The 14,779-nt window shown below is 61.6% G+C and carries 9 protein-coding genes; 8 read left to right on the top strand and 1 reads right to left on the bottom strand.

Features of this window, described 5'->3' with window-relative positions:
• From QYH69_RS13600 to QYH69_RS13635, 8 genes are all read left to right on the top strand, one after another.
• Positions 1 to 1,065, top strand: a 1,065-nt coding sequence (locus tag QYH69_RS13600; protein ID WP_308832390.1) for an AraC family transcriptional regulator, incomplete at its 5' end; no start/stop codon positions are given.
• A 50-nt stretch (positions 1,066 to 1,115) separates the two neighbouring features.
• Positions 1,116 to 2,108 (top strand): zinc-dependent alcohol dehydrogenase family protein, encoded by a 993-nt coding sequence (locus QYH69_RS13605; RefSeq protein WP_308832391.1) that lies wholly within the window; start codon positions 1,116 to 1,118, stop codon positions 2,106 to 2,108.
• 226 nt (positions 2,109 to 2,334) lie between these two features.
• Entirely contained in the window at positions 2,335 to 2,541 is a 207-nt protein-coding gene (locus QYH69_RS13610; RefSeq protein WP_308832392.1) for a permease, read from the top strand.
• 20 nt (positions 2,542 to 2,561) lie between these two features.
• Positions 2,562 to 4,019: a sodium:solute symporter gene (locus tag QYH69_RS13615; protein ID WP_374992405.1), complete on the top strand. Its 1,458-nt coding sequence runs from the start codon at positions 2,562 to 2,564 to the stop codon at positions 4,017 to 4,019.
• Between the two features lie 47 nt (positions 4,020 to 4,066).
• Positions 4,067 to 4,897, top strand: a complete 831-nt coding sequence (locus QYH69_RS13620; protein ID WP_308832394.1) for an FAD binding domain-containing protein — start codon at positions 4,067 to 4,069, stop codon at positions 4,895 to 4,897.
• Position 4,898: 1 nt separating this feature from the next.
• Positions 4,899 to 7,664, top strand: a complete 2,766-nt coding sequence (locus QYH69_RS13625) for a molybdopterin cofactor-binding domain-containing protein (protein ID WP_308832395.1) — start codon at positions 4,899 to 4,901, stop codon at positions 7,662 to 7,664.
• 81 nt (positions 7,665 to 7,745) lie between these two features.
• Positions 7,746 to 8,186 (top strand): MarR family winged helix-turn-helix transcriptional regulator, encoded by a 441-nt coding sequence (locus QYH69_RS13630; RefSeq protein ID WP_308832396.1) that lies wholly within the window; start codon positions 7,746 to 7,748, stop codon positions 8,184 to 8,186.
• 131 nt (positions 8,187 to 8,317) lie between these two features.
• Positions 8,318 to 9,610: an FAD-dependent monooxygenase gene (locus QYH69_RS13635; RefSeq protein WP_308832397.1), complete on the top strand. Its 1,293-nt coding sequence runs from the start codon at positions 8,318 to 8,320 to the stop codon at positions 9,608 to 9,610.
• 1 nt (position 9,611) lies between these two features.
• On the opposite strand, the gene QYH69_RS13640 is transcribed toward QYH69_RS13635, so the two are convergent.
• On the bottom strand, positions 9,612 to 14,663 hold the full coding sequence (locus tag QYH69_RS13640) for an AAA family ATPase (protein ID WP_308832398.1): 5,052 nt from the start codon (positions 14,661 to 14,663) through the stop codon (positions 9,612 to 9,614).
• Positions 14,664 to 14,779 lie beyond the last annotated feature (116 nt).

Below are 14,779 nucleotides of genomic sequence, written 5' to 3' on the forward strand. Positions count from 1 at the left end.
CAAGCGGTCTTAGGAAGACAAAACATTCTACCAACTCCTTGGCTCACAGAACGACATGGCTACGATCCGACTTGCGCCCCGATCATGACGAGAACCGGCTTTTACGCAGCTGACGCTTCACTTGAACCCGATGTCGGAAGCTTCTGTTCTTCTGCATACTGGCAAAGGAATTCCTGCGCGGCCGCGGAGGGACCAGGCTGGCGGCCGCCAACGAATGATGCAGGAACCAGAACGCACGATCACGACGAGATCAAAATCTTTCGTTGGCAAATGGCCACGCCACACACTGAAGAGCTGGTGAGCCGAACCGACGAAAGCCACTTCTCGATTGCGGTGAATCTCAAGACTACGAACGTCGACCTGAAGCTGCACGGCCAGTCGGTACTCGATGGCCCGGTTACGGCCGGCATGGTCCAGATTACCCCGCGAAACAGGAAGACCAGGGTCCTGTTTCGCTCCTCGTGCGAAGTTTTGCATCTCGTTGTCCCGGTGAAAGCAATCGATGCTTCATACGCGGCGAATCACGGGCATAGCCCTATACACGATCAGTGGCGCTCCGATTTTCTTCTCTATCCGGATATGGAGATCGAGCGCCTTGCGCGTACGTTAAATAGCGCGCGGGAGATAGTTTCGCCTCTTGGCCGACTGTATTCGCAGAGCATTGCGCACGCGATTGTCGCCCGCGTGCTGGACAGACTTTCAACGCGGCAACCGCAGCCGCGGGTTAACAAGCTTCCGCTGTGGCGACTGCGTCGTGCGCTCGACTACATAGAGAAAAACCTCGCGACGCCTGTCCGGCTCGAAGACATTGCGGCATGCGTCGGCTTGACGCGAATGCACTTTGCGTCGCAGTTTCGACTCTCGACCGGATTTTCACCGCATGGCTATCTGTTGCGCCGACGAATCGAGCATTCGGAAGAACTCCTGCGGCAACCATGCCTGACCGTGTTCGACGTCGCGCAACGATGCGGCTTTTCCACTCACGCCCATTTCTGTGTGGTTTTCAAGCGTCACACTGGCTACGCCCCAGCGGCGTGGCGGGCGCAACACGATCTTAGTGTCTGATCGACCCAACGCGACCCGATTGAAGCGCCATGTTTGCCCAAGGAAAAATCATGACCAACACGATGAAAGCCGCCATCCTCGAGACGTATGGAAAGCCGTTAAGAATTGCGGATATCCCCGTGCCGGCGCCCGCACCGGGCGAGGCGCTCGTACGCATCGCCGCGAGCGGTATCAATCCGCTCGATACGAAAATCCACGCCGGTGCCGCGGAACACGCGCGCCATCCGGCGCCGGCGATTCCAGGAATGGACCTTGCCGGTACCGTCGAAGCAGTGGGATCGGCCGTGACCGACTTGCGGCCGGGTGACACGGTCTATGGCGTGACCGGCGGCGTCGGGGGACTACAGGGCACGCTGGCCGAATATGCCGCTGTCGACGCAGATCTGCTGGCAGTCAAGCCAGCGAATATTTCAATGCGGCAGGCAGCGGCGCTGCCGACCGTGCTGATCACCGCGTGGAACGGCTTAGTGGATCGGATGAACGTCCGCACCGGAGAAACGGTGCTGATCCAGGGCGGCGCCGGCGGTGTGGGCCATATCGCCATCCAGATCGCACGCGCATTGGGAGCGGTACCTTTCGCAACCGGATCGGCACATAGCCGCGCTGTCATCGAACGCCTGGGCGCGGTTTTCATCGACCGCACAGAACCTCCCTCGGACTACATAGCACGCCTGACGGAGGGGCGCGGTTTTGACCGCGTCTATGACACCGTGGGCGGCGCCTCTCTGGACGCATCGTTCCAGGCCGTGCGGCGCTTCGGGCACGTGGTCAGTTGCCTCGGCTGGGGCACGCATCTGCTGGCCCCGCTTTCCTTCAAGGAAGCGACGTATTCAGGCGTGTTTATTCTGGCGCCGCTGCTGTCGGGCAGCGGACGGCGGCACCACCGTGCCATTCTCGAGCGGGCCAGACACATGATCGAATCCGGTCAGGTGATGCCGATACTCGACGAGCGACGCTTCGATCTGAACGACATCTGCGATGCGTACCGCACCATTACAGAAGGCGCCGCGAGGGGAAAACTGATTGTCGATATTGCTGAGTGACGGCGCAGCAAAAACGGAAACGACTATGCCCAGTGAGAAAGACTGCGAGCGAGCGGAATATTCCGCCCTTCATTTTCATAACCACGGATCCAATGTTGGAACTCGCGAGGCAACCCACTTTGTCTCATAACCTTTTCGTTGATTCAAATTTCCATGGATAACTGAATCCTGGAATCGCGGATCGCCGGTAGATCTGCCTCATCCAAAGCATGAACGGCGCCATGACATGAAGAAGATTTATCTGCTCGGCTTGATTCCCCCCTCACTGAACGTGGTGGGAGCCGTTTTGTCCACCCGGCCGCATGATGTCATCATCGGCATACCGGCCATGCTGTTCTGGGTCGTCGGATGCGTAATTGTCACGTCGATCGTCATGCGACTCATCTACATTCTAGACATGTGTGTCAAGAAAGACCCCCTGGATCCATCATAGCTTACTGATATTGGCCCCCCGTGAGCCCTCCTCTACTTATCATCGCGTTCACCTTGCTTGCGGTCCTTGTGCTCGCCGTGACTGCTCGCCGACGTGTTCGCATGAATCTGGAGGAATGGAGCATCGGCGGCCGCGGCTTCTCCGCGCCGCTCGTTTTTGTGCTTATGGCTGGCGAGATCTATACGACGTTCACGCTGCTAGGCGCAAGCGGGTTTGCATACGGTTACGGCGGCGCATCGCTCTACATCATCGTCTATACGACACAGGCCTTCGTCCTGTCCTATTGGCTCCTGCCTGCCATCTGGCGGTTCGCGAAAGAGAACGAACTGCTGACGCAAGCCGATTTCTTTGCCAGGAAGTACGACAGCACGCCACTCGGCCTGCTAGTAGCGTGCATCTCGCTCACCGCGCTGCTGCCGTATCTGATCCTGCAATTCAAGGGGCTTGGCATTCTGGTATCGGCAACGTCCTACGGTTCGATATCGAGCAAAATAGCTATTTGGGTCGGTGCGGCTGTCATGGGCGTCTACGTCATGGCGGCCGGCATGCATGGCTCCGCTGTTACCGCCGTCGTGAAAGACGTGCTCGTGCTGAGCGTCTGCGTCTTTCTTGGCGTTTATCTCCCCATTCACTATTACGGAAACCTGCCCGGCATGTTCAGCGCGATAGATGCGGCAAAGCCCGGCTTCCTGTCGCTTTCGGCGCACGGCAAGAATCTCACGTGGTATGTATCCACCATAACGGTCTGCGGGCTCGGGATGTTCATGTGGCCGCATACGTTCAGTTCCGTATTCACGGCAAAAAGCGACGATCATTTCCGCCGCAACGCGTCGGTCATGCCGCTCTACGCTCTTGTCATGCTTTTCTCGATGTTCGTCGGAATGGCCGCCGTTTTGCGGATTCCACCGCTCAAGGGCGGACAGATCGATCTCGCACTGCTGCGTCTATCGATCGCGACCTTCAACCCGTGGGAGGTCGGAGTAATCGGCGCGGCCGGCTTGCTGACCGCGCTCGTCCCCGGTTCCATCATGCTGGTGTCGGTGGCGACCCTGTTCACCCAGAACGTCTACCGTCCCCTGGCTCCACGTGCGACCGATGAGCGCCTCGCACGCGTGGCGAAATTCGCTGCCGCGGCGTTCACCCTGCTCTCGGCTGCCATCGCGCTTTATGACGTACAGAGCATCGTTGCGTTGCTCATCATGGGCTACAACCTGGTCACACAGGTGCTGCCCGCGTTGCTTGCCAGCCTGCTGACGAATAATCCGGTAAATCGGCTCGGCGCCGCGGTCGGGATGACGACCGGACTCGCGGCCGTGCTGACCATGTACTGGACCGGGGGCATGTTCGCCGGCCTTTTCCCCTCGCAATCGTGGATTGCCGATATCAATCCGGGACTGGTGGCCCTTCTTCTGAACGTCGCAACGATGGTTGCCGTCAGCACACTCACAGCGCACAAGGTCATTGACGTGCGAACCTGACAGGTAACGCGCGCCGCGTCATTAACGCTGCCGTAAAGGGAACACGCATGTCCTATGTACTCGCTGCAAGCGAAGGCGAGGCGCTCGAAGCGCTCGACAATCCGGACTTCCGCATCGTGTGCGGCGGCACGGACTGGTTCGGGAGCCCGCACGGCCGCGCGGCGCGCTCGGCAAGCGTGGGACTGGTCGACATCAGCCGCATTCCTGCACTTCGCGCGATTTCGCTCAACGACGGCTGGTTGAGAATCGGCGCCGCGACCACCTGGTCCGATATAGTGCGCTATCCGCTCGAGCCGAGGTGGCGCGCGCTACAGGACGCGGCACGGATGGTCGGCTCGGCGCAGATCCAGCATCGCGCGTCCGTCGGCGGCAACCTGTGCAATGGCTCGCCGGCAGCGGACGGCACGGTGGCATTACTCGCACTCGATGCAGAGGTCGAACTTGGAAGTCGCACTCATTCACGCAGATTGCCGCTGCAGCGCTTTCTAACAGGAAAGAACGCAGTCGATCTGCATCGGAGCGAATTGCTCGAAGCGGTCTGGCTACCGCCGTCCCCGACGTGCTGCGCGTCGTCGTTCGTGAAGTTCGGCGTGCGGCGGCAACTCAATATCTCGATCGCCTCGGTAGCCGTCCGCGTGGCAGACGATGCGGAGCTGTGTCGAATTGCGGCGGGCAGCGTCGGGCCGGCGCCGGTCAGGCTTCGTGGGTTCGAAGCGCAGCTTGCTTGCGCGCCGGCGCACGGTAACGACGCCCTTGAACATGCCGCGATACCGGAAATCGCGCCCATCGATGATTTCCGTGCAACTTCGCCCTATCGCCGCCATCTCGTCAGGGAACTGGCGCGTCGTGCCATCGAACTCGCCAGACTGAGGTTATGAGATGCAGGAGTCCATCCGGTTCGACCATGTCAGCGTGAACGGCCGCGAAGTGCGCCTTCCCAAAGACCAGACGATGATGCTCGCCGACTTCCTGCGCGACACGCTCGGTTTGACCGGTACGAAAGTCGGCTGCGGCACAGGCGACTGCGGCGCCTGCACCGTCATCGAGAACGGAGCAGCGGTCTACGCGTGCATTACACCCGTGGGACGTGTGGCCGGATGCGCGCTCGTCACCGTCGAAGGTCTGACGGACTGCACCGTCAACGGCGCCATCCTGCAACAGGCGATGCTCGCCCATCAGGCCATCCAGTGCGGTTTCTGCATTCCTGGCATGCTATGCGCCGCCACCGCAGCGCTGGACCGGCGCGACGTGTCCGACGAACCGAGCGCGCGCGAGTCAATCGCCGGCGTGCTATGCCGCTGCACGGGATATAGCAAGCTGGTGAAGGCCATCGTGCAGGTCGGCCGCGGCGACGTGCCGCCGCCTTTGCATTCGCCTGCCCCGCACAAGGCTGTCGGGGCATCCGTCACGCGTCTTGACGGTCGCGAAAAGGTACGCGGCACCGAGCGATTCGGCGCGGACGGAATTCCCGCCGATGCACTAATGATGAAGGCGGTGCGATCGCCGTATCATCACGCGCGTTTTGTCATCGGCGATGTCGGTGCGTTCCTCGCGCGGCACCCTGGAATCGAACATGTTCTCGTCGCCGAAAGCGTGCCGGGCATCAACGAGCATGGCGTCGTTGCCGCGCTAGCGGATCAGCCCGTGCTTGCTAAAGACTGCGTGCGTTTCTTTGGCGAAGCAGTGGCCCTCGTCGTTGGCAGCGCTGAGGCGATCGATCGCCTGAACCTCGAGGATTTTCCCCTGCAGTGGGAGCCGCAGCCGCCGCTACTAACCATTGACGAGGCGCTCGCAGCCGGTGCTCCGCTTATTCATGCGCATCGTTCGAATAACACACTGATCAGCGGCCGCGTGTCATGCGGCGATCCCGACCGTGCATTCGCCGATGCGGCCGCAGTTGTCGAAGGCGAATTCGAGACGAGCTTCGTCGAGCACGCGTACCTTGAACCCGAAGCTGGCTGGGCATACATGGCGGGCGACACGCTCGAAGTCTTTTCGCCGACGCAGGCGCCGCATCCGCATCGCACGCAGTTGGCACGCGTGCTCGGCTGCACGGAGGATCGGGTCCGAGTGATACCGACAGCGATCGGTGGAGGCTTCGGCGGTAAGCTCGATCTCAGCGTGCAGCCGCTTATCGCCGTCGCCGCGTGGACGCTGCGCAAGACCGTAGGCATGGTCTTCACACGCGAGGAGTCGATCGCCGCGTCCACGAAGCGGCATCCCGCGCGAATTCGCAGCCGTATCGCCGCCGATGCGACCGGCCGGCTGTGCGCCATCGCTTTTCACGGCGATTTCAACACGGGGGCCTACGCATCGTGGGGCACGACCGTCGCGAGCCGGGTTCCCGTGCACGCGTCTGGCCCCTACAAGGTCCCGCACTATCGCGCGCTGACGCGTGCCGTTCATACCCACGTCACGCCTGCGGGTGCGTTTCGCGGTTTCGGAGTGCCGCAAACGGCAGTCGCACAGGAGCAGCTGATCGATGAACTCGCGAACCGTCTGGCCATCGACCGTCTCGAGTTCAGGTTGAGGAACGTCGTTCGCTCAGGAGACACACTCGTCACCGGCCAAAGGCTGGCGGACAGCGTCGGTATCGAAGCGTGTCTGAAGGCGTTGCAGCCGCGCTGGAATGAAGCGGTCGCGGCGGCAGCTCTGGCGAACACGGATGTCCATTCGCGGCTTAGACGCGGCGTGGGCCTTGCTGCGATGATGTACGGCTGCGGCAACACCGCAATGAGCAATCCTTCAACCATCCGGCTCGGCGTCACGCCGGACGGCGACGTCGTGCTTCATCAGGGCGCCGTCGACGCAGGCCAGGGCTCGAACACCGTGATCCCTCAAATCGCGGCGGACGCATTGGGCATCGCCTTGCACAGGCTCAAATGCGTCGGCGCCGACACGCACCTGACGCCCGACTGTGGACGCACGTCCGCGTCGCGTCAAACCTTCGTGACGGGCAAGGCCGCGCAACGCGCAGGCGAGCGGCTGCGGCGGGACATTCTCGCGCGATTGGCGCTCGATCCGGAATCCCGTCTGCATATCGAGTTCATCAGAGGCGCCATTCGAGCCGCCGACGCGACGCTCGATCTCAGCGCGCTTGCCGTGAACGAATTCGGTTATGCATTCATGGCCGAAGAAACCTTCGATCCGCCGTCGACGGCTCTCGATGAAAATGGTCAGGGCTCGCCCTACGCGGTCTATGCATTCGGCGCCCAGCTGGCGGAGGTAGAAGTCGATACGCGCACCGGCACCACACGCGTTCTGCGTCACACCGCCGCTCACGATGTCGGACGTGCGGTGAATCCGGCACTGCTCGAAGGACAAATCGAAGGCGCCGTTGCCCAAGGCATCGGCATGGCACTCATGGAGCGATTCATTCCGGGAGTGACAAACAACTTCCACGACTATCTGGTGCCGACCTCCCTCGACATGCCCTCAGTCATCGAGATCATTCTCGTCGAAGATCCCGCCGCCATCGGACCGTATGGCGCGAAAGGCATCGGCGAACCGTCGCTCGTACCAACCGCTGCCGCGGTCATGAACGCGCTTGCGGATGCAATCGGCTCACGGATACACGAGATTCCGGCCACGCCCGAAGTCGTTTTGCGTCATCTGAAGGCCTTTCGCACCGGCCCGCCCAACTGATCTGCCGCGGGCTCTGGCCCGCGGGCTCGATCAATCCGATTATAAGTGTACACTCTCGAATTTCATGGATCGAGGATGAGCATGCCCGACGACTACCCTGCTTACGACTTCCATGACCAGATCGGGCATCTGCTGCGACGCGCCTACCAGCGTCACGTTGCAATCTTTCAGGAAGCCATTCCAGATTCCGAACTGACCGCTGCGCAGTTCGTCACGCTGTGCTCCGTCAAGGACGCGCCCGGTTGTTCGCTCAACGATGTCGTCAAGTCGACTGCGATCGACCAGGCAACGATCCGCGGCGTCGTGGACCGGCTCAGGTCACGGAGCCTGCTGGAAGTCAACCCCGATCCTAACGATGGCCGCAAGCTGATTATCGACATCACGGAAGCCGGCCGCATGTTGGTGGAGCGAATCATTCCGTTTGCCTTTGCCGTCACGGCGAGGACTTACGGCACGCTCAATCCGGCCGAGTGCGTGGCGCTGCTGTTCCTGCTGAGAAAGATGATCGGCATCGTGGCATAGCGACCGTTCAACCATCCTTGCACGCTTCGTACACGCCCGCCGCAACCCTTCCCCTGATTTAACTTGAATGCCTGATTTAGAGCGTGTACGCTCTAAATTCAAATCAATGTCTTGTCGCGTCGGGGAAAATCATGGGCAAACCGCGCATCGCGGTCATTGGCGCCGGCCTCGGCGGCACGGTCGCCGCGGCGCTATTGCAGCGCAACGGTGCGGAAGTGACCGTTTACGAACGGGCTCCGGGCCTGTCGCGCAATATGGACGGTGTACATCTGAGCCCGAACGCGATGAAGGTAATGCGTCGCATTGGCTGCGAGCGCGAACTTAATGAAATCGGCGCGCGTCCGAATTTCTGGATCAGCCGCGACGCCGAATCCGGCCAGCCCATCGCACAGATTTCACTTGATGGCGACGCGCGCGGGACGTACGGCGCCGCTTATCTGACGATGCGCCGCAGCGATTTGCACGACGTGTTGGCAAAAGCGATCGCGCCGGGCAGCATCCGCTATGACAAGTGCCTGCGGTCCGTGGAAGACGTAGGCAGCGAAGTGCGAATGACCTTCACCGACAACAGCGTTGAAACGGCCGACCTCCTCGTCGCCGCCGACGGCGCGGCCTCCAGGGTGAGAAACGGCATTCTCGACGTACCCGCGCCACGCTACAGCGGTTACGTCGCGCATCGCTGGACCCTGCCAGCCTCATTGCTCAACCGCCGCCCCTACGACATGTGCGTGAAATGGTGCGCGCACGACCGGCATCTGCTTATCTATAACCTCACGAGCGCGCGCAGCGAATATCACCTCGTGACGAGAGTCCCACAGGAAATCTGGCCTGATGGCATCACCGCCATGAGCAACACGCGCGACGAGATGCGCGAGGCGTTCGCAGAATTCCATCCGAACGTCCTGCGTCTCATGGAGATTTCTCCGACATTGAGCGCCCGCCCACTCTTGCATCAAGATCCATCCGCGGTCTGGAGCTGCGGAAGGCTGGTGCTGATCGGCAACGCCTGTCATCCGATGAAGTCGACGCCGCAAGCCACCGCAATGGCGATCGAAGATGCGGCGATGCTCGCGCGCTGCCTCAACGAAGCCGGTGTCGCACGCCACGAACATGCACTTGCACTCTACCGGGCCAACCGCGTCGAACGCACGTCGAAGGCGCAGCGGCTTTCCAGGAAGAATGCATGGATGCGCGATAGCGAAGATTTATCCTGGTTCTATGGCTACGATGTGTTCGACGCCCCTCTGATACACGATCACGCGCACACGACCGCCGACAATGATGTCGTGCGCTATGAACGCAAAGCAGACACGGCTGGCGCCATCTACCGCGCTCCGGATCGCCATGCGGCCGTTCCGGCAGGTGCGCTTGCCGGACTCGATGCGCAAATTTCGCCGCTTGAAGCGTACACAGGACGCCCGTAAGTCATCCGAACCATGCTGGAAGCGTAAAGGTCGCGCGCGTTCCGGCCAGTTCGCGCGAGTTCAGAATCAGCGTTCCGCCATGCGCGTCGACGATCGAATTACAGATTGCAAGGCCCATGCCCATGCCGCTCTCCTTGGTAGTGAATAGCGGTTCGAGCATACGATCGGCGACGTCGGGCGCGATGCCGCAGCCTTCGTCGTCCACTGTCACGCAGATGCTGCCATCAGCGGCGACGCCCCAGTCGAGAAAAAGCCGGCGCGGTCTGCCCTTGATCGCCGCCATCGACTCCGCCCCGTTCATCAACAGATTGATGGCCACCTGTTGCAACTGGATGCGGTCTCCTCGCACGTAAATAGGATCTGCCGAAGCTCGTAACTGAAGATTGACCTGCAGCGATTCGAGCGGCGCGGCAACGAGTGTCGCGACTTCATGCAATGCGTCGCTGAGGTCGACCCGCGCGAACAGTGGCTCGGGGCGTTTCGCCTTCGCACGCAGTGCCTGAATGATCGCAGCCGCACGCGCGGCACTGAGCGAAACGTTCCTGAGTATGTCTTTGGCCTCCTCCACCTGCGGATCGTCCCGGTCAAGCCATCGCAGTGCAGCACTGGCAGAAGTATCAATCGCCGCGACTGGTTGGCTCACCTCGTGCACGATGGATGCGACCAGTTCACCCATCGCCTTAAGCCGGCTAGCAATTGCCAGTTCCGTCAGCGCGGCGCGTAACTGTTCCTCTGCTTGCGCCCGCTGGCGATTCTCTTCACGCAGGCTGTCATACAGGCGCGCGTTCTCCAGCGCGAATGCCGTTTGCGACGCCAGTACTTCCATCAACGCGGCCTTGGCAGGCGTAAACACCTTGGGGGCAAGGTTATTCTCCAGATATAGCACTCCCACCAAGCTGGCATAACGCACCAGCGGTATGCACAGCGCCGAGCGGGGCTGCTGTCGCCTCACATACTCGTCATGAGCGTAGGCCGGCTCATCGCGCAGATCGTCGATGACTACGCCGTCCTGCTTGCGGATGACCGCATGAATCAGCGATACGGGCAAGACCTCGGACGAGAGCGCGACGGCACGAGGAAAAAACGTAATCGCACCCTCCTGCATCTGCGCCTGGGCCTGAATAAGCCAGACGCCGTCGCGGCATGACAGCAGGGCGCCGCGGGCACCGCCGGCGACCTCGAGCGCAGTTTCCAGGAACGTTTCGACCAGTCGCTCGGGAACGATGTTGCTTGCCAGTGCGCACGAGATGCGCAACACGGCCCGGACATCCGGCCGATGCAGATTTCTCGGCGCGGATGCAACGGCATCGGTGACAGACAGTTCGGGGTGTCTGGCGATTAACCAGTCTGCCCGCGCGGTGGCGCCCCACCGCTGCCACGACATGTACGCCTGGCGCAGATAGGCCTGCGCTGGAACGCTCTCCGCACGGCCTGCATGGAAGCGCCCCGCGAGTTCGCAAGCGAGCGCTTCCACCTGGATAAATTCGTGAGAACGCGCAAGCCTGACGGCTCTTGCATAACCCGCGCTCGCCTCGGCTGCATCGCCTCGCGCGCGGAGGATCTCAGCCTTCACGAGCTCATAGCGGGCATCGAAGCTGGCAGGGTACGCCTGTGCATAACGTGAAAGCAGATCGACGTAACGCGCGAGCGCCGCCTCGCCGTTCGCGTCGCGATCTCGCAGCGCCAGAAGCGTCAGCGCACCATAGAAAAATAACTCCCCGGTTTGCGCGAAACCCGCGTCCGCCGGCCCGCACTGCTCCGCCCCGGCCAGTGATTGCAGCGCCTTCGGGAGATCGTCGAACAGCAACGCCGCCTGCATGCGGTATACCCAATAGCCAAAAACAGGCTCCGTGGCAGGCATGCGGTCGTCGTCCCAATCTCGTGATACCTCGTTGTGGGCAGCGATGTCCCGCAACTGCGCGACAAGCTCCCGCTGCACGTGCAGAGCCTTGCGCGCCAGCGACGAACGCCGGTTTCGATCGAGCGAAAGCCCACGCGTCAGAGTCTCGAGGACATCGCCCAGAAAATCGCCGGCAAATAGCATCGCGCCGGCCTCATGCGTCGCACAATAGCCTGCGAGAAGTCGATCGCCGCTGCCAACCGCGACATCGAAGGCCTGCCGTGCTTCGAGCTGCCTGTTACGCGCCGACCAGATCCACGGTACCGCAAAGACGCCAGACATCATGTAAGCGCGTTCGCCGAACCTATCGAGCCCACGTTCGCTCATGAAATCGAGAGTGGCCTGCGCCATTGCCTTCGCTAACGCCGGGTTTCCGTAGCGCTCTATTGCGATGCGACTCACGCCCGGCAGCACGATCGCGATCACATCCGATAGTCCCATTCGTACCGCGATATTCGCTGTGCGCAATACCAGCAGATCCGACATATCGGGCCGTGCAAGCAGCGCCGGCAAGAACAGATCAGAAAGAAGCACGGCGAGCGCTCGCTGCCGCCGGTCGTCCGTGTCGGGCAGCGCACGCAGACCATCGACTCCACGCCGGTCGAGCCAACCGGAAAAGCGCCGCCATTCGTCTTCCACTTCGTCAACGCGCGGATGCGCCGGCATGACGATGCCAGCCCGCGCGAGAAACCCGAGGCCGACTTCGAGCGCCCGTTCGAAGCGTTCGAGGTGCATGTAGAGCTCAACGCGCAGACGCGCCACGTCCGCGCCGAACAGGTCGTCGTTCACCTGCACCGCAAGAGACGCAAGCCGCGATTCGGCCGTCTCGAACGCGCCTGTCATGATTTCCGCTTCACTACACAGTCTGCGTGCGTTCAGCGCGTCTTCGCCCGTATCGTCTTCGCCGAAGAAATCCAGCGCGGCGCGTAAATGCGCGAGCGCGGTGTGACAGGCGGCGGCCGTCATGGCGCGGCGGCCCGCTGCAAGGCAGAGGCCGCCGAACTCGATGCGCTCGCCGCGCGTCTTGACGGCTGCTCTCGCGAGATTTGCCTGTCCGGCAAGGTCGAATACATCCATATTCGATGCGGCATCGCTCAAGAGGCGTCGCGCGATCTGCAGATGAAGCGGCGCACGGTCGGCGACGGGTATCGATGCGTATGCAATTTCGCGGGCGCGTTCGAGCTGCAAAACCCAGTCGTTTCCCTCGCGTGCGACGCAGCCGGCTTCCAGCGCCGGCTCGAGTTCGCGCGCCAGCGAAGAATCGGGAATGCCCGCGGCTATCGCGAGCGTCTCGCTTCGTGCTTGCGGTCCCAGGCACGCCAGCACACGAAGCAGTTTCAGCGTGAGAGACGGCAGCCTCGCCAACCGCGCTTCAAAATGATTGGTTATCCCGAATTCATCGGGTCTGCTTGCGATGGGCACGAGACTCCAGCGCCACGCGGCACTCTCGACATCGTATTCCAGCAGCCCGTCATCGGCGAGAAGCCGAAGCGATTGATGAACGAAAAAAGGATTACCGCCCGTATCTCGCCCGATCTCTTTCGACAACGGAGCGAGCAACCGGCTGTCTTGCCCCAGCGTTCGAGACATCAGTTCGAGAAGTGCGACATCGCTGAGCGGTCCGAGCTCGATGTCCGGCGATGTTCGCGCCTTCGCCAGCGCCCCTGAACGCAGAGGATGGTCGGTGCCGATATCATCGACCCGAAACGCACCAATCAGGCATATCGAACCGTCGCTGCGACAGGTCAGTAGCTGCTCGAGCACGCGAAGCGTGGCGGGATCGGCCCATTGCAGATCGTCGATTAACAGGAGCAGCCGTCGCGAGTGCATTGCAAAGCAGGCGATGAGCCGCGCCATAGCGGCCGCGATGAGTTCGTCCTCATTCATCGCAGGTACGGCCTTTTCTTGTGCGACCGGTCTGAGCGTAGCGGAAAGAGTCGGCAACAGCGGCGACAGGCGGGCATGGTCAGCAGCGACTGCCGTTTCGATACGCTCGCGCCAACGCAGATACTCGTCGTCGGGACAACCTGCCACGTAGTGCAGCAACTGTTCGATTAGCCTTATGGCCATTGCGTAACGCTTGCTGCCGAGGCCCTCGCCCTTGGTGCCAAACACGATGAGCGGTGAGCCAATGCCGCGAATCCGTCGCTCGATCTCGGTCAACAGCGTGGTCTTGCCGATGCCTGGCGGCCCCGAAATCCACATTATCTGTGCCGTGCCGTCGTCCTGCAATGCGCGGTATCGCGCCACCGCAGCGGCGACCTCCTCTTCGCGACCGAAGATGCAGTCCGCCTGCTGAAGGCGATACAACTCCGTGTGAATGTCCAGCGGGAAGCAGGGCACGTCTCCGTGCCGGCGCATCAGTTCGCCACATCGACGCAGATCCGCGATCAATCCTGCCGCGTTCGTATATCGCGCGTCGGGTGCTTTCTCCAGAAGCCGCATGACGACGAGCGACACCTGACGCGGTACATCGCGACGGAGTTCGTCGATGTGCCGTGGAACGCACGACGCGTGTGCGTGAATCAGGGCAGCGGGGTCCACCGCGGCAAAGGGCGTCACACCTGCGAGCATTTCATAAAACACGCAGCCAAGCGAATAGAGATCGGCACGCCGATCGACACTCAGATTCATGCGCGCGCCGAGTTCGGGCGACATGTACGGTAAGCTCGCGGCATCGCAAGGGTCGAACGCTGCGCATGACGTCTCGGCGGAACGGCTCGCCCAACCGAACCCATATAAACGGGCAGTGCCGTCGTTGGCAATCAGGAAGCGCGCCGGGATGATTGCGCGATGCACGAGACCCGCGGCATGCATGGCGTTCACCGTATCGGCAAGTGAAATGGCTCGCTCAAGGAAGTCTTCGACATTCGGCATCCGGCCAGGCACGACTGTGAGCGGTTCGCCGCCGGGATCGTTGAGAACGAGCCGGGTACCGTGCGTGTCGGTGATCAAACCGAGCGGCACCGACGCCCAATCGTCGTCAAGCGATGCGCGAATCGCATACTCACGTTGCAAGGCGGCAATCTCCGCCGGATCTTCCGTCGCTGCGCCAGCGATCAGGACGGGCGGCGAGCCCGGTTTCCAGGCACGGAACAACGGTTGAGCGCCCGTGAACAGACGGGTCATGCTCCGGGTCGACAGATCGATCATGTGCCTGTTGACTGAAACAACGATTATCGGAGCGTCTCGATCGGATCATTCAAACCGGCGCCAGAGATCATCATTCAAAAACACTCCGCTGGCCAGCCCGATTCTATCCCGGCTCG

The sequence above is a fragment of the Paraburkholderia sp. SARCC-3016 genome, from assembly GCF_031119615.1.
Taxonomy (GTDB): Bacteria; Pseudomonadota; Gammaproteobacteria; order Burkholderiales; family Burkholderiaceae; genus Paraburkholderia.

Excerpts from the sequence above, each read along its gene's own strand:
- QYH69_RS13605 (WP_308832391.1), top strand. The coding sequence starts at position 1,116 with ATGACCAACACGATGAAAGCCGCCATCCTCGAGACGTATGGAAAGCCG.
- QYH69_RS13610 (WP_308832392.1), top strand. The coding sequence starts at position 2,335 with ATGAAGAAGATTTATCTGCTCGGCTTGATTCCCCCCTCACTGAACGTG.
- QYH69_RS13620 (WP_308832394.1), top strand. The coding sequence starts at position 4,067 with ATGTCCTATGTACTCGCTGCAAGCGAAGGCGAGGCGCTCGAAGCGCTC.
- QYH69_RS13625 (WP_308832395.1), top strand. The coding sequence starts at position 4,899 with ATGCAGGAGTCCATCCGGTTCGACCATGTCAGCGTGAACGGCCGCGAA.
- QYH69_RS13630 (WP_308832396.1), top strand. The coding sequence starts at position 7,746 with ATGCCCGACGACTACCCTGCTTACGACTTCCATGACCAGATCGGGCAT.
- QYH69_RS13635 (WP_308832397.1), top strand. The coding sequence starts at position 8,318 with ATGGGCAAACCGCGCATCGCGGTCATTGGCGCCGGCCTCGGCGGCACG.
- QYH69_RS13640 (WP_308832398.1), bottom strand. The coding sequence starts at position 14,663 with ATGATCGATCTGTCGACCCGGAGCATGACCCGTCTGTTCACGGGCGCT.